This window comes from Paraburkholderia sp. Ac-20347, assembly GCF_017104805.1.
Taxonomy (GTDB): domain Bacteria; phylum Pseudomonadota; class Gammaproteobacteria; order Burkholderiales; family Burkholderiaceae; genus Paraburkholderia; species Paraburkholderia tropica.
On record NZ_JAAGPN010000097.1, the window covers coordinates 15,002 to 30,464 of the forward strand.

Here is a 15,463-nt window from a genome sequence, read left to right on the forward strand (position 1 = left end):
TTTCGCACTCCGCGCTCGCCGACACCGTTTAGCCGCCCGAAAAACACAGGCGGAACGAATGGAATCGATCGGCATCGTCGCTCCTCAAACACTGCATTTCGACGAGCCTCTGCAACTGCAGAACGGCACGGCGCTGGCCGGGTACGACCTCGTGGTCGAAACCTACGGCACGCTCAATGCCGCACGCAGCAACGCGGTGCTCGTCTGTCACGCGCTCAATGCGTCGCACCACGTCGCGGGCGTCTACGCGGACAACCCCAAAGACGTCGGCTGGTGGGACAACATGGTCGGACCGGGCAAGCCGCTCGACACCAACCGCTTCTTCGTGATCGGCGTGAACAATCTGGGCTCGTGCTTCGGCTCGACCGGCCCGATGAGCATCGATCCCGCCACCGGCAAGCCCTGGGGCGCGAAATTTCCCGTCGTGACGGTGGAAGACTGGGTCGACGCGCAGGCGCGCGTGGCCGATCGCTTCGGCATCGAGAAGTTCGCGGCGGTGATGGGCGGCAGCCTCGGCGGCATGCAGGCGCTGGCCTGGAGCCTGCGCTATCCGGACCGCCTCGGTCACTGTCTGGTGATCGCCTCCACGCCCAAGCTCTCCGCGCAGAACATCGCGTTTAACGAAGTGGCGCGCTCGTCGATTCTCTCGGACCCGGACTTCCACGGCGGCGACTACTACGCGCACGACGTGAAGCCGAAGCGCGGCCTGCGCGTCGCGCGCATGATCGGCCACATCACGTATCTCTCCGACGACGACATGGCCGAGAAATTCGGCCGCGCGCTGCGCCGCGCCGAGGGCGCGCAGAACGAGTACAACTTCAACTTCGACGTGGAGTTCGAAGTGGAGTCGTATCTGCGCTACCAGGGCGACAAGTTCGCCGATTACTTCGACGCCAACACCTATCTGCTGATCACGCGCGCGCTCGATTACTTCGATCCCGCCCGCACCTTCGACGGCGACCTGACCCGCGCGCTCGCGCACACGAAAGCGAAATATTTCGTGGCGAGCTTCTCGACCGACTGGCGTTTCGCGCCCGCGCGCTCGCGCGAACTCGTGAAGGCGCTGCTCGATCACAATCGTCAGGTGACCTACGCGGAAATCGACGCGCCGCACGGCCACGACGCCTTCCTGCTCGACGACGCGCGCTATCACAACGTGGTGCGCGCCTATTACGAACGCATTGCTGCTGAGGTGGGCGCATGAACCAGAGCGCTTTCGACAGTCTTTCCGCCCGTCCCGACTTTCGCACCATCGCGCGCTGGATCGAACCGCGCTCGAAGGTGCTCGACCTCGGCTGCGGCGACGGCGCGCTGCTTTCGCTGCTCTCCGAAGAGCTCGAATGCACGGGCTACGGCATCGAGATCAACGACGCGGGCGTGCTCGCCTCGACGAAGAACGGCATCAACGTGATCCAGCAGAATCTGGAAGACGGCCTGCGCCTGTTCGAAGACGCGAGTTTCGATTTCGCGATTCTTTCGCAGACGCTGCAGACGATTCACCAGACCGCCGCGATCCTGCGCGAGACGGCCCGCGTGGGCAAGGAATGCATCGTCTCGTTCCCGAATTTCGGTTACTGGCCGCACCGGCTTTCGGTACTGCGCGGGCGCATGCCGGTCTCGAAGTCGCTGCCCTACCAGTGGCACAACACGCCGAACGTGCGCGTGCTGACGGTGAAGGATTTCGAGGCGCTCGCGCCCGAAGTCGGCATCGAAATTCTCGATCGCGCCGTGCTGCATGGGGGCCAGACCGTGCGATGGGGTGTGAACTGGCGTGGTAGTCTTGCGGTCTATCGCGTGAAGAAACGCTGACGCCGGGACCGGCGCCGCGCGTTTCTCGCCGAATTCATCTCGATACACACGCGCCGCCGCCCGACGACATGCCGAATCCGCCCCAAGAGGCCACCAAGCAGGACGCACACGAGGCGCGCCACGCGCCCGCCGCGCACAACCCGCACGACGTTGGCGCTCACGACGCGCACGACCTGTCGGCTCACGAAGACCATCCGGGCTGGCGCGCGTACCTGAACACGCACATGCTGATCTGCGTGTTTCTGGGCTTCACCTCAGGGCTGCCGCTCTTCACGCTCGTCTATCTGGTGCAGGCGTGGCTGCGCTCCGAGGGCGTCAATCTCAAGGAAATCGGCCTCTTCGCGCTGATCCAGTTTCCCTATACCTGGAAATTCGTCTGGGCGCCGCTGATGGACCGCTACGTGCCGCGCCTGCCGGGCTGGAAACCCGGACGCCGCCGCGGCTGGATGCTGGTCACGCAGATTCTCGTGGCGGGCGCGATCGCCACGCTCGGTTTCGTCTCCCCGAAAGAGTCGATCTGGACCGTCGCCGCGCTCACCGCGCTGGTGGCGTTCTTCGGCGCGAGCCAGGACATTTCGGTCGACGCCTACCGGCGCGAACTGCTCAAGGATACCGAACAGGGTCTGGGCAACGCGGTCCACGTGAACGCGTACAAGATCGCGGCGCTCGTGCCCGGCTCGCTCGCGCTGATCCTCTCCGATCACCTGCCGTGGAGCACGGTGTTCGTCGTCACGGCGGCGTTCATGATTCCGGGCATGATCCTCTCGCTGGTCGTGACGGAGCCCGAGATTCACGGCGCGCCGCCGAAGAATCTGCGCGAAGCCATCGTGCAGCCGTTCGCCGAATTCGTGAACCGCGACGGCCTCGCCGCCGCGCTGTTCGTGCTCGCGTTCATCTTCCTCTACAAGCTCGGCGACACGATGGCGACCACGCTCTCGACGTCGTTCTTTCTCGACATCGGCTATTCGCGCACCGAGATCGGCGTGATCGCCAAGATGACCGCGTTCGGCGCGAGTCTCGCGGGCGGCATTCTCGGCGGCATCGCGCTGGTGAAGATCGGCATCGGGCGCGGCTTGTGGATCTTCGGTTTCCTGCAGATGATTTCGACGCTCGGCTTCGCGTGGCTCGCGCAGCTCGGACCGGGCTCGCCGTCGCTCGCGGCGATCTACGACGTCGTGGTCGCGGTAAGCCACGGCGTCACGCAGATCGCGAGCGTGTTCGGCGCGCACACGCAGCTCACGCTCGATCCGCGCGCGGTGGCGCTCGCGCTCGTCTACGGCTTCGAAACCTTCGCAACCGGCCTCACGCTCGCCGCGTTCACCGCCTATATCGCCAGCACCACCGATCCGCGCTACACCGCCACGCAGTTCGCGCTGTTCACGAGCCTCGCCTCGATTCCGCGCACGCTCGCGTCCGCCGCGAGCGGTTATGTCGTCGCTAAAATTGGCTGGTTCGATTACTTCGTCGTCTGCACGCTGCTCGCCGTACCGGGTATGCTCCTGCTCATTCGTATCGCCCCGTGGAGAAACCGGTCGTGACCCCGCCTCAGCCAGCAGTTTTCGCTTTCCGTTCGACGCGACGCCGTCCGGAGGGAAGCGATGCGCGCGGTGCGGCGGTTCAGCAGCGGCTGCATTCACGCACTCGCCCGCGTCTTCGCACCGCGCTGCGCGCGCTCGCGTTGACGCTCGTCGCCACGTTGCAGGCGGGTGTCGGCCAGTTCGCGCACGCCACGGAAAATCCGGCCGCCAACCCGGCCGGCGCGACGTCCACGCCCGCCACCGAGTCGAGCGCCCCGGCGGGCGGCGTATCGAGCGGCGCGAGCGCGGGCAGCGCAGCACCGAACGCAACATCCGGCAGTGCACAAAACAGCGCGCAAACCGGCACGCAAAGCGGCGTACAAAGCAGCGGCCCGAGCACCGGCCGCGTGGTGCGCTTCGGCAATATCGCCGTGTTCCGCAGCCTGATTCCGTCGCCGATGCTCGAAGCCCAGGCCACCGCGGAATACAACGAGATCGTGCGCGGCGCGGCGCATTCGAACCGCCTCTATCCCGATAGCGATCCGCACGTGCAGCGCGTGCGCCAACTCGTCGACAAGCTCGCGCCCTACGCGCTCAAGTGGAGCGATCGCGTGAAATCGTGGAAGTGGGAAGTAGCCGTGGTGCGCTCGCCCGACATCCGCATGTATTGCCTGCCGGGCGGCAAGATCGTCGTCTACGGCGGCCTGCTCGACCGCGTGAAGCTCAACGACAACGAACTCGGCATGCTGCTCGGCCACGAGATCGCGCATGCGGTGCGCGAGCACGTGCGCGAGCGTCTCGGCGAACAGCAGGCCGCGCAGATCGAATCGGGCGCGGTGCCGCAACTGTTCGGTCTCGCGGACCTCGGCATGTTCCCGCTCGGCATCGGCTCGCGACTCGTCGAGATGCACTATGGCCGCGCCGACGAAACCGAAGCGGACGTGATCGGCAGCGACATCGCCGCGCGCGCGGGTTTCGATCCGCGCGCCGCGCTCACGCTCTGGGACAAGCTCGCGATGGCCACCCGCGCCGATCGCGATCAGGGCTTCATCTACGTGCATCCGTACACGCCCGCGCGGCGCGCCGACATCGCCAAGCGTCTCGCCGACATGATGCCGCTCTACGCGAAAGCGATCGGCAAGCCGCTCGCGCAGTTGCCCGACTACGAGGGCATGCCGGCCGTGCAAAAGCGCAAGGTGGCGGCGTCGCCCTGAAGCACGGCGCACGGCGCGCGCGCCGGATCGCGAATGAAGCACGAAAAAAATGGGCGCCTGAGCGCCCATTTTTCTGCCTGCGAATTGCGTGGAATTGCGTGGACCGACCTTACTTCTTCATCTTCCAGTCGTAGTCGATCGTCAGCGGCGCGTGGTCGCTGAACTTGATGTCCTTGAACACCGACACGTCTTTCGCCGTCGCCGCGATGCCCGGCGTGGCGATCTGGTAATCGATACGCCAACCCACGTTCTTCGCGTAAGCCTGGCCGCGGTTGCTCCACCACGTGTACTGCTCGGGGCGCTGATCGATCGTGCGGAACACATCCACGTAACCGACGTCGTCGAACAGCTGCGTGAGCCACGCGCGCTCTTCGGGCAGGCAGCCGGAATTCTTCTGATTGCCCTTCCAGTTCTTGATGTCGATTTCCTTGTGGACGATGTTCACGTCGCCGCACAGCACCACTTCGCGCTCGCGCTTGAGTTCGGCCAGATGCGGCATGAACGCGTCCATGAAGCGATACTTCGCGGCCTGACGCTCCTCGCCGCTCGAACCCGACGGCACGTACACCGAAATAACCGACAGATTGCCGAAGCGCGCTTCGACGTAGCGGCCTTCGGCGTCGAACTCCTCGCTGCCGAAGCCGATGATCACGTCGTCCGGCTCGTGACGCGTGTAGACGCCCGCGCCGCTGTAGCCTTTCTTCACCGCGTGCTGGAAATAGCCCTTGAAGTCGTGCGGCGCGAGGAATTCGGGCGTCATGTCGTCCTGCGAGCACTTGATTTCCTGCACGCAGAGCACGTCGGCTTTCTGGTCGCCGAACCATTCGAAGAAGCCCTTCTTCGCCGCCGAACGGATGCCGTTGAGGTTCGCGGTGATCACACGCAGCATGTTGTGTTTCCTTGTGGTTTGCGTTTCAGGGGGCTCGCGGCGGCGCGGCGCGCGCGAGCGGCGTAAAGCGAGGCGCTCATCGAGTCTTCACTCGAAGCGTCACTCGATCTTCATGCCGTTGAGTTCGGGTTTGGCGGGCGGAAATTCGAGCTTGAGTCCGTCCATCAGACGCAGCAGCAGCTCGGCCACCATCACGTTGCGATGCGTTTTCGAGTCGGCGGGAATCACGTACCACGGCGCGTAGTCGGTCGACGTGGCCGCGAGCGCGTCCTGATAAGCAAGCTGATACGCGTCCCACTGCTTGCGCGCCTCGAGGTCGGACACATCGAACTTCCAGTGTTTCGTGGGATCGTCGATACGCGCCTGGATGCGGCGCTTCTGCTCGTCCTTCGAGATGTGCAGCATGCACTTGATGATGGTCGTGCCGGTCTCGGCGAGCATGCGCTCGAAGTCGCGAATCTGCGCGTAGCGGCGCTCGCATTCGGCCGCGTCGATCTGGCCCAGCACGCGCGGCACGAGCACGTCTTCGTAATGGCTGCGGTTGAAAATGGCCAGCTCGCCGGCCGCCGGCACCTGCATATGCACGCGCCAGAGAAAGTCGCGCGACGCCTCGATGGGCGTGGGCGCGCGAAACGCCACGATACGCAGGCCGAGCGGATCGACTTCGTGGAACACGCCGCGAATCGTGCCGTCCTTGCCGCTCGTGTCCATGCCTTGCAGAACCAGCAGCACGCGGTCGTGACGCTGCGAATGCAGGCGTTCCTGCTGCACGTCGATCTTCTGGCCGACTTCCGTGAGACGGTCGCGATCGCCGTCCTTGCCGCCGGTGGAAAACGGCTTGGCGGACGGATCGAAGGCGGACAGTGCAAACTTGCCGGCTTTCTTCTCGCCGAATAGCGGCACGCGGTAATCGTCGAGACTCGGGGACGGGGACTTCGCCATGCTCTGCTCTCCTCCTGGTTCGGGGTCAGCGCTGCTGCACGTCTGCGCCGTGGAAAGCGCAGCGTCGAAAACGAGGACGGGCGCAGGGCGATATCGAATTCGCCCATGCGCCCGCGTTTCAGCCGCCAGTCTGCAAGACGATCAGCCGAGCTTCTTCTTGAGCAGCTCGTTGACCTGTTGCGGATTGGCCTTGCCCTTCGTGGCCTTCATCGCCTGACCGATCAGTGCGTTGAACGCCTTTTCCTTGCCCGCGCGGAATTCCTCGACCGACTTCTGGTTCGCGGCGAGCACCTCGTCGATGATCGCTTCGAGCGCGCCGGTATCGGAAATCTGCTTGAGACCCTTCGCTTCGATGATGCGGTCGGCCGCGCCTTCGTCAGCGGCCTTCTCGTCCCACATCGCCTGGAACACTTCCTTGGCGATCTTGTTCGAGATCGTGCCGTCGGCGATACGCGCGAGCAGCAGCGCGAGTTGCGCCGCCGACACCGGCGACGCACCGATCTCCAGGTCTTCGCGGTTCAGCTGCGACGACACTTCGCCCATCAGCCAGTTCGCGGCGGCCTTCGCCTGCGCGGCGCCGGCCTTCGCGACCACGGCCTCGAAGTACGCGGCCATCGCCTTGCTCGACGTCAGCACGTTCGCGTCGTACGCGGTCAGACCGTACTGCTCGACGAAGCGCGCCTGCATCGACTCGGGCAGCTCCGGCATTTCGCCCTTCACGCGCTCGACCCACGCCGCGTCGATCACGAGCGGCATCAGGTCGGGATCGGGGAAATAGCGGTAATCGTGCGCGTCTTCCTTGCTGCGCATCGAGCGCGTTTCGCGCTTGTCCGGATCGTAGAGACGCGTTTCCTGCACCACCGTGCCGCCGTCTTCGATCAGCTCGATCTGACGGCGCACTTCGTACTGGATGGCTTCTTCGAGGAAGCGGAACGAGTTCAGATTCTTGATTTCGGCGCGCGTGCCGAACTCTTTCTGACCGACCGGACGCACCGAGACGTTCGCGTCGCAACGGAACGAACCTTCCTGCATGTTGCCGTCGCAGATGCCGAGCCACACGACGAGCGTGTGCAGCGCCTTCGCGTAGGCCACGGCTTCCGCCGCGCTGCGCATTTCAGGTTCCGTGACGATTTCGAGCAGCGGCGTGCCCGCGCGGTTCAGGTCGATGCCCGTCATGCCCGCGAAGTCTTCGTGCAGCGACTTGCCCGCGTCTTCTTCCAGATGCGCGCGCGTCAGATTGACGGTCTTTTCGTACGCTTCCTTGCCGGCCTTTTCGTTGGCGGGCACCTGGATCGTGATCTGGCCGCCCTGCACGACCGGAATCTCGTACTGGCTGATCTGATAGCCCTTCGGCAGATCCGGGTAGAAGTAGTTCTTGCGCGCGAAGATGCTGCGCGGCGCGATCGTCGAGCCGATCGCGAGACCGAACTGGATCGCGCGCTCGACGGCGCCGCGGTTCATCACCGGCAGCACGCCCGGCAGCGCGAGATCGACGGGGCAGGCCTGCGTGTTGGGCGCCGCGCCGAATTGCGTGGATGCGCCCGAGAAGATCTTGGAGACCGTCGACAGCTGCGCGTGCGTCTCAAGACCGATAACGACTTCCCATTGCGTGCTCATGCTTTACACCCCTGCCGGCGCCTTGCGATGCCAGTCGGTCGCGCGCTGGAAAGCGTCGGCGACCTGCAGCATGCGGGCCTCGTTGAAATAGTTGCCGACGATCTGCAGACCGACCGGACGTTGCGCGTTCGCACCCGCGCCGAAGCCGCACGGCACGCTCATGCCGGGCAGGCCCGCGAGGCTGGTCGACAGCGTGTAGATGTCCGCGAGGTACATCTGCAGGGGATCGTCGCCCTTCGCGCCGATGTCCCACGCCACGCTCGGCGCGACCGGGCCCATGATGACGTCGCACTGCTTGAATGCTTGCTGGAAATCCTGCGCGATGATGCGTCGGATTTTCTGCGCCTGCAGGTAGTACGCGTCGTAGTAGCCGTGCGAAAGCACGTAGGTGCCGACCAGAATGCGTCGCTTCACCTCGGGGCCGAAACCTTCCGCGCGCGACTTCTTGTACATGTCGAGCAGGTCGGTGTACTGATCCGCGCGATGGCCGAAACGCACGCCGTCGAAACGCGAGAGGTTCGACGAGGCTTCCGCCGGCGCGATCACGTAATAGACGGGAATCGACAGTTCGGTCTTGGGCAGCGTGACTTCGACGAGCGTCGCGCCGAGCGACTCGTAAGTCTTGAGCGCGGCGTCGATGGCGGCGCGCACGTCGTCGGCGAGGCCCGCGCCGAAGTATTCCTTCGGCAGACCGATGCGCAGACCCGCGAGCGGCTTGTCGGCGCTCGCGTTCGCGCCCCACTGCTCACCCAGATGGCGCGTGTAGTCTTCGTCGTCGCGCGTGAGGCTCGTGGAATCGCGCTCGTCGAAACCGGCCATCGCGTTGAGCAGCAGCGCGCAGTCGGCGGCGCTCTGCGCCATCGGGCCGCCCTGATCGAGCGACGAGGCGAACGCGATCATGCCGTAGCGCGACACGCGGCCGTACGTGGGCTTGATGCCGGTGATGCCCGAGAACGACGCGGGCTGACGGATCGAGCCGCCCGTGTCAGTGCCCGTTGCGGCGGGCGCGAGGCGCGCGGCCACGGCGGCGGCCGAACCGCCCGACGAGCCGCCCGGCACCGCGTTCTTGTCCCACGGGTTTTTCACCGCGCCGAAGTGCGAGTTCTCGTTGGACGAGCCCATCGCGAATTCGTCCATATTGGTCTTGCCGAGCGTCACCATGCCCGCGCGCCCGAGGCGTTCGACCACGGTCGCGTCGAACGGGCTCACATAGTTTGCAAGCATCTTCGAGCCGGCCGTCGAACGCCAGCCGCGCGTGACGAACACGTCCTTGTGCGCGAGCGGAATGCCGGCGAGCGGGCCGGCGTGGCCCGAATGCAGCAGCGCGTCGGCGGCCTTGGCCTGCGCGAGCGTCGCTTCGGGATTGACGTCGACGAACGCGTTCAGGTCTTGATGCGCCTCAATCCGGCCCAGAAAATGCTGGGCCAGTTCGACTGCGGAACATTCCTTCGCAGCCAGCGCGGCGCGCAGTTCGGTCAAGCTTTTGTCATGCATTGCGTGATTCCTGGAAGAACGTGACGGCGCTTCGAATTGCGCACGCCGCCGCGAGGGGCGCTGCGCGCCGGTGCGTCTTGCGCCCGGCCGTTCGGTCTTGCCGCCGTTCGCGAAATTAAAGTCCGCGAAGTTAAGGTCCGATAACTCGGATTTCTTCGAAAATAACGGTAAATGCCAGCGTGTTTACTCAATCACGCGCGGGACGAGGTACAGTCCGTCCTGTACCGCGGGCGCGGGGCGCTGGAAGGCCTCGCGATCCACGGTTTCGGTCACGGCGTCCTCGCGCAGGCGCAGCGCGACGTCCTCGATCTGCTCGATCGGGTGCGCGAGCGGCGCGATGCCCGTGGTGTCCACGGCCTGCATCTGCTCGACGAGCCCGAAGAAGTTATTCAGGCGCTCGAGCGTATTGCCGGCCTCGGCTTCGGCCAGTTCGAGGCGCGCGAGATGCGCGATGCGCTTCACATCGGTCAGGGTCAGGGCCATGCGGTCACCGGAAAATGAGGCTGAAGCAGTGTGGAAAATCAGTGCTGCAACAGCGGTTTATCGCGCCGGATCCGGCTGGCGAAGAAAGCTTCGACGCGGTCAAAAACTGACCTCCGGATCCTGCAAAACAGGCAAAATTATAAGGTATCATTACGCGTTCGACTCAAACCCGGACCGCCTTGCACCCGCCTTTCAAGCCTGATCGCAGCAATTTGTGTTCAGCAGGCGCGCAACGGGGTCGCCTCCGGTCACCATTCCCGCAGTTTCAGGCTCCTCGCGGCGGCAATTTCCGCCCGTCCTGAGGCTGTTATTTTTTCCGCTGCCGCCCGTGACCCGCTCGTTCCACAGGTCGGCCACCAGCGAGACAGGATTTTTGAATGTTCGGTTTTCTGCGTAGCTACTTCTCCAACGATCTCGCGATCGACCTCGGCACCGCCAACACCCTGATCTACATGCGCGGCAAGGGCATCGTCCTCGACGAACCCTCGGTCGTGTCCATCCGCCAGGAAGGCGGCCCGAACGGCAAAAAGACCATTCAGGCAGTCGGCAAGGAAGCCAAGCAGATGCTCGGCAAGGTGCCGGGCAACATCGAGGCCATCCGCCCGATGAAGGACGGCGTGATCGCCGACTTCACCGTCACCGAGCAGATGATCAAGCAGTTCATCAAGACTGCACACGAATCGCGCATGTTCTCGCCGTCGCCGCGCATCATCATCTGCGTGCCCTGCGGTTCGACCCAGGTCGAGCGCCGCGCGATCAAGGAAGCCGCGCACGGCGCGGGCGCCTCGCAGGTCTACCTGATCGAAGAGCCGATGGCCGCTGCAATCGGCGCCGGTCTGCCGGTGTCGGAAGCCACGGGCTCGATGGTCGTCGACATCGGCGGCGGCACGACCGAAGTGGGCGTGATCTCGCTCGGCGGCATCGTCTATAAGGGTTCGGTGCGCGTGGGCGGCGACAAGTTCGACGAAGCCATCGTCAACTACATCCGCCGCAACTACGGCATGCTGATCGGCGAGCAGACCGCCGAAGCCATCAAGAAGGAAATCGGTTCGGCCTTCCCGGGTTCCGAAGTCAAGGAAATGGAAGTCAAGGGCCGCAACCTGTCGGAAGGCATTCCGCGCAGCTTCACGATTTCGAGCAACGAAATCCTCGAAGCGCTCACCGACCCGCTGAACCAGATCGTCTCGTCGGTGAAGATCGCGCTGGAACAAACGCCGCCGGAACTGGGCGCCGACATCGCCGAGCGCGGCATGATGCTCACGGGCGGCGGCGCGCTGCTGCGCGACCTCGACCGCCTGCTGGCCGAAGAAACCGGTCTGCCGGTGCTGGTGGCGGAAGACCCGCTCACCTGCGTCGTGCGCGGTTCGGGCATGGCGCTCGAGCGCATGGACAAGCTCGGCAGCATCTTCTCGTACGAGTAAGCGTGCAGCCCTTCGCTGCGGGCGCAACGGTGCATTTGCAAACCGGCGCCCCAGCTCTGGAACCTGGCGCTGAATGTGGTGTCACATCTGGCGCGACATCTGGTGCGACTTATCGCGCCGCAGTGGGTGAGACTGTCGAACGGTTGACGGTTCGGCGGCGGCAGACGCTGCCCCGCCTCGTCGCCCGCGCCGCTCAGGCCGAATGTGCCGCTCGTGACGCGCGTGCCGCCCGGCCCTCGCGCCTCCAGTCTCACCGTTAGTTTCACCGAACCGCACACGCCCCCGGCGCCGACCATGGAATACAGTCCGCCGCCTCTGTTCAAACAAGGCCCATCGGCACTCGCACGACTGCTGTTCTTCGTCGTGCTGTCGATCGCGCTGCTCGTCTCCGACGCCCGCTTCAAGACGCTCGAAGTCGTGCGCGGCGTGCTCGGCGCCGGTCTCTATCCGCTGCAGCGCGCCGCGCTCGTGCCGCGCGACCTCTTCATGGGCGCCGCCGACCTCGCTGTCACGAGCGCCTCGCTGCGCCAGGACAACGCGCAACTGCACACCCGCAATCTCCAGCTCGCCCAGCAGGCCAACGAGGCAGCCTCGCTCGCGGTGGAAAACACGCATCTGCGCGCGCTGCTGCAACTGTCGCAGCGCATCGGCGCGCAAACCACGCCCGCCGAAATCCAGTACGACACGCGCGATCCGTTCACGCAGAAGGTCGTGATCGGCGGCGGCTCGCAACAAGGCGTGCAGAACGGCTCGCCCGTCGTGACCGAAGACGGCGTGATCGGCCAGATTACCCGCGTGTTCCCGATGCAGTCCGAAGTCACGCTCGTGACCGACAAGGACCAGGCCGTGCCGGTGGAAATCGTCCGCACGGGTCTGCGCAGCGTGATCTACGGCACGGCGCGCGGCGATCTGCTCGATCTGCGTTTCGTGCCGATCAGCGCCGACGTTCAAGCCGGCGACGAACTCGTCACCAGCGGGCTCGACGGCGTGTATCCGCAAGGTCTGCCGGTCGCGAAGGTGCTGCGCGTCGACAAACAGGCCGATACGGCGTTCGCGCGCGTGGTGTGCGTGCCGCTCGCGGCCGTGCGTGGCGCGCGTCAGGTGCTGGTGCTGCATTTCACGGCGCAATTGCCGCCGAATCCGGTGGAGGCCGCCGACGCCGCCGCCGCCGAAGCCGCGAAAGAAGCCAAGGACGCGAAGAAGAAGGCCGCCAAGGGCGGCGACAAGAAGGGCGACAAGAAAGCCGACGCCAAGCCAGCAGCTAATGCGGCACCTAGCGCGGCAACTACCGCGGCACCTAACCCGGCGGCCCCGGCGGCGGCCAAACCCGCCGTCAACAGCGCCGCGCCCGCGAAGTCTCCGGCACAAGCGGCGGCCAAGCCTGCCGCACAAGGGGGCAGTCACTGATGCCGCGTCCGCAATACATTCTTCAACCGGTCAATCCGTACTTCATCGCGTTCAGTCTCGCGGCGGCGTTCCTGCTGAACCTGCTGCCGTGGGGCAAGCTGCCCGGCGTGCCCGACTTCGTCGCGCTCGTGCTGCTGTTCTGGAACATCCATCAGCCGCGCAAGGTCGGCATGGGCATCGCGTTCTGCCTCGGCCTGCTGATGGACGTGCACAACGCAAATCTGCTCGGCGAGCACGCGCTCGCCTACACGCTGCTTTCGTTCGGCGCGATCACCATTCACCGCCGCGTGCTGTGGATGTCGATCGGACTGCAAATGTTCGCCGTCACGCCGCTGCTCGTGGGCGCGCAGGTCGTGCCCTTCGTGATCCGCCTGTTGATGGGCGCGTCGTTTCCCGGCTGGGGCTATCTGATCAGCGGTTTCGTGGAAGCCGTGCTGTGGCCGATCACGAGCGTGCTGCTGCTGCTGCCGCAGCGCCGCCCCGTCGATCCCGACGACACGCGGCCCATCTGAGCGGCCGCGCGCCGCTCGCCGTTGCAGAACGCCCGATGACTCACTCTTCCTACCGGCCCGCCGCAGCGCTCGCGCGAGGCGCGGGCCTCGTCGCCTGATCGCATGACCGAATTCAAGGACACCCAGCAGCAGCTCACGAAGTTCCGCCTGCGCGTCGCGGCGGCGGGCCTGTTCGTGTTCGTCTGCTTCGGGCTGATCGCGTTCCGTTTCCTCTATCTGCAGGTCTGGAACCACAGCAAATACTCGCTGCAAGCGGACGAAAACCGCATCTCGGTCGCGCCGATCGTGCCGAATCGCGGCATCATCACCGACCGCAACGGCGTCGTGCTCGCGAAGAACTACTCGGCGTACACGCTTGAAATCACGCCGTCGAAGCTCACCGACACGCTCGACAACACGATCGACCAGCTCTCGACCGTGATCCCGATCGACGCGCGCGACCGCCGCCGCTTCAAGAAGCTGCTCGAAGATTCGAAGAACTTCGAGAGCCTGCCGATCCGCACGCGCCTCACCGACGACGAAGTCGCGCGCTTCACCGCGCAGCGCTTCCGCTTCCCCGGCGTGGAAGTGCGCGCGCGTCTGTTCCGCCAGTACCCGCTCGGTCCGACGGCCGCGCACGTGATCGGCTATATCGGCCGCATCTCGCAGCGCGATCAGGAACGGATCGACGACATGAGCGACAAGAATGACAGCGATACCGAGCATTACGATCCGCGTCTCGATGCCAACAACTACAACGGCACCGACTACATCGGCAAGATCGGCGTCGAGCAAAGCTACGAAACCGAGCTGCACGGCCTGACCGGTTTCGAGGAAGTCGAAGTGACGGCGGGCGGCCGCCCGGTGCGCACGCTCTCGCGCACGCAGGCCACGCCGGGCAACAACCTCGTGCTGTCGATCGACATCGGCTTGCAGCAGGTGGCCGAGCAGGCTTTCGCGGGCAAACGCGGCGCGCTCGTGGCCATCGAGCCGTCGACGGGCGACATTCTCGCCTTCGTCTCAGCGCCGAGCTTCGACCCGAATTCCTTCGTCGACGGCATCGACCAGCAAACCTGGGACGAGCTCAACAACTCGCCCGATCACCCGCTGCTCAACCGTCCGCTGCACGGCACCTATCCGCCGGGTTCGACCTACAAGCCGTTCATGGCGCTCGCCGCGCTCACGCTGCACAAGCGCACGCCGCAGTGGGGCTTCTCGGACCCCGGCTATTACATGTTCGGCGGCCACCGCTTCAACAACGACGTGCGCTCCGGCCAGGGCTGGGTCGACATGAACAAGGCGATCATGGTGTCGAACGACACCTACTTCTTCATGCTCGCGCACGATCTGGGCGTGGACGCCATCGCCAACTTCATGAAGCCGCTCGGCTTCGGCCAGCTCACCGGCATCGACATCGCGGGCGAGGCGCGCGGCATCCTGCCCTCGACCGAATGGAAGAAGAAGGCCTACCGCAAGCCCGAGCAGCAGAAGTGGTACGAAGGCGAGACGATCAGCCTCGGGATCGGTCAGGGCTACAACTCGTTCACGATCCTGCAGCTCGCGCACGCCACCGCCACGCTCGCCGATAACGGCGTGCTCATGAAGCCTCACCTCGTGAAGGCCATCGAGAATCCGATCACGAAGGCCGAACATCTGACTGTGCCGGCCGAAAGCGGACGACTCGACGTGAAGCAGTCCGACATCGACGTCGTGAAGCGCGGCATGGAAAACGTGACGATGAATCCGTCGGGCACCGCGTATCAGCTGTTCCGCAACGCGCCGTACACGTCGGCGGGCAAGACCGGCACGGCGCAGGTGTACTCGCTGCAAGGCGCGAAGTATCAGGCGCACGCGGTCGCCGAGCATCTGCGCGACCACGCGCTGTTCACCGCCTTCGCGCCCGCCGACAAGCCCACGATCGCGCTCGCGCTGATCGTCGAAAACGGCGGCTGGGGCGCACAGTCGGCCGGTCCGATCGCGCGCCGCGTGCTCGATTACTGGCTCGTCGACCGTCTGAAGCCGGGCGCGGAACAGGCGGCGGTGGCCGCTGCCGCGTCGGCGACGCAGGATGCGTCCGCACCCGTGATCGGCGGCGCGCCGCTGGAAGCGTCGGGAGCTGCGGGTGCTGCGGGTGCTGCGGGTGCATCAGGTGCCGCCGCTGCGTCCGCTACGGGCGGCG

At 65.3% G+C, this 15,463-nt stretch carries 13 protein-coding genes; 8 read left to right on the plus strand and 5 right to left on the minus strand.

The window, feature by feature from the left end:
- Positions 1-58: 58 nt before the first annotated feature.
- The 4 genes from G3N97_RS19330 (at position 59) to G3N97_RS19345 (ending at position 4,540) form a co-directional block, all read left to right on the plus strand.
- Positions 59-1,204 (plus strand): homoserine O-acetyltransferase, encoded by a 1,146-nt coding sequence (locus tag G3N97_RS19330; RefSeq protein ID WP_065061857.1) that lies wholly within the window; start codon positions 59-61, stop codon positions 1,202-1,204.
- A complete protein-coding gene (gene metW / locus G3N97_RS19335; RefSeq protein WP_065061855.1) occupies positions 1,201-1,809 on the plus strand; it encodes a methionine biosynthesis protein MetW in 609 nt (202 codons plus the stop codon). Before G3N97_RS19330 ends, metW begins: the two co-directional genes overlap by 4 nt.
- A gap of 68 nt (positions 1,810-1,877) precedes the next feature.
- A complete protein-coding gene (locus G3N97_RS19340) occupies positions 1,878-3,347 on the plus strand; it encodes an AmpG family muropeptide MFS transporter (RefSeq protein ID WP_205994666.1) in 1,470 nt (489 codons plus the stop codon).
- A 140-nt stretch (positions 3,348-3,487) separates the two neighbouring features.
- Positions 3,488-4,540, plus strand: a complete 1,053-nt coding sequence (locus tag G3N97_RS19345) for a M48 family metallopeptidase (RefSeq protein ID WP_346778087.1) — start codon at positions 3,488-3,490, stop codon at positions 4,538-4,540.
- A gap of 109 nt (positions 4,541-4,649) precedes the next feature.
- Here G3N97_RS19345 and G3N97_RS19350 read toward each other — a convergent pair whose 3' ends face one another.
- The 5 genes from G3N97_RS19350 to gatC form a co-directional block, all read right to left on the minus strand.
- Positions 4,650-5,429 carry an exodeoxyribonuclease III gene (locus G3N97_RS19350; protein WP_205994667.1) on the minus strand — a complete coding sequence of 260 codons (780 nt, stop codon included), beginning with the start codon at positions 5,427-5,429 and terminating at the stop codon, positions 4,650-4,652.
- A 99-nt stretch (positions 5,430-5,528) separates the two neighbouring features.
- Positions 5,529-6,371 (minus strand): PPK2 family polyphosphate kinase, encoded by an 843-nt coding sequence (locus G3N97_RS19355; protein WP_205994668.1) that lies wholly within the window; start codon positions 6,369-6,371, stop codon positions 5,529-5,531.
- Positions 6,372-6,512: 141 nt separating this feature from the next.
- Complete coding sequence (gatB, locus tag G3N97_RS19360) at positions 6,513-7,988, minus strand: Asp-tRNA(Asn)/Glu-tRNA(Gln) amidotransferase subunit GatB (protein WP_065061849.1); 1,476 nt, start codon at positions 7,986-7,988, stop codon at positions 6,513-6,515.
- Between the two features lie 3 nt (positions 7,989-7,991).
- Complete coding sequence (gene gatA / locus G3N97_RS19365) at positions 7,992-9,482, minus strand: Asp-tRNA(Asn)/Glu-tRNA(Gln) amidotransferase subunit GatA (protein ID WP_065061847.1); 1,491 nt, start codon at positions 9,480-9,482, stop codon at positions 7,992-7,994.
- Between the two features lie 183 nt (positions 9,483-9,665).
- The gene (gene gatC, locus G3N97_RS19370) at positions 9,666-9,965 is read right to left on the minus strand and encodes an Asp-tRNA(Asn)/Glu-tRNA(Gln) amidotransferase subunit GatC (protein WP_065061845.1); all 300 of its coding nucleotides are present in this window, start codon (positions 9,963-9,965) and stop codon (positions 9,666-9,668) included.
- 377 nt (positions 9,966-10,342) lie between these two features.
- Here gatC and G3N97_RS19375 point away from each other — a divergent pair, with 377 nt between their 5' ends.
- The 4 genes from G3N97_RS19375 to mrdA all read left to right on the plus strand — a co-directional run.
- Entirely contained in the window at positions 10,343-11,386 is a 1,044-nt protein-coding gene (locus tag G3N97_RS19375; protein WP_004189550.1) for a rod shape-determining protein, read from the plus strand.
- Positions 11,387-11,680: 294 nt separating this feature from the next.
- Positions 11,681-12,793: a rod shape-determining protein MreC gene (mreC, locus tag G3N97_RS19380; RefSeq protein WP_205994669.1), complete on the plus strand. Its 1,113-nt coding sequence runs from the start codon at positions 11,681-11,683 to the stop codon at positions 12,791-12,793.
- The gene (mreD, locus tag G3N97_RS19385; protein WP_205994670.1) at positions 12,793-13,305 is read left to right on the plus strand and encodes a rod shape-determining protein MreD; all 513 of its coding nucleotides are present in this window, start codon (positions 12,793-12,795) and stop codon (positions 13,303-13,305) included. Before mreC ends, mreD begins: the two co-directional genes overlap by 1 nt.
- A 102-nt stretch (positions 13,306-13,407) precedes the next feature.
- The coding region (mrdA, locus tag G3N97_RS19390; protein WP_205994671.1) for a penicillin-binding protein 2 at positions 13,408-15,463 on the plus strand (2,056 nt) is incomplete at its 3' end.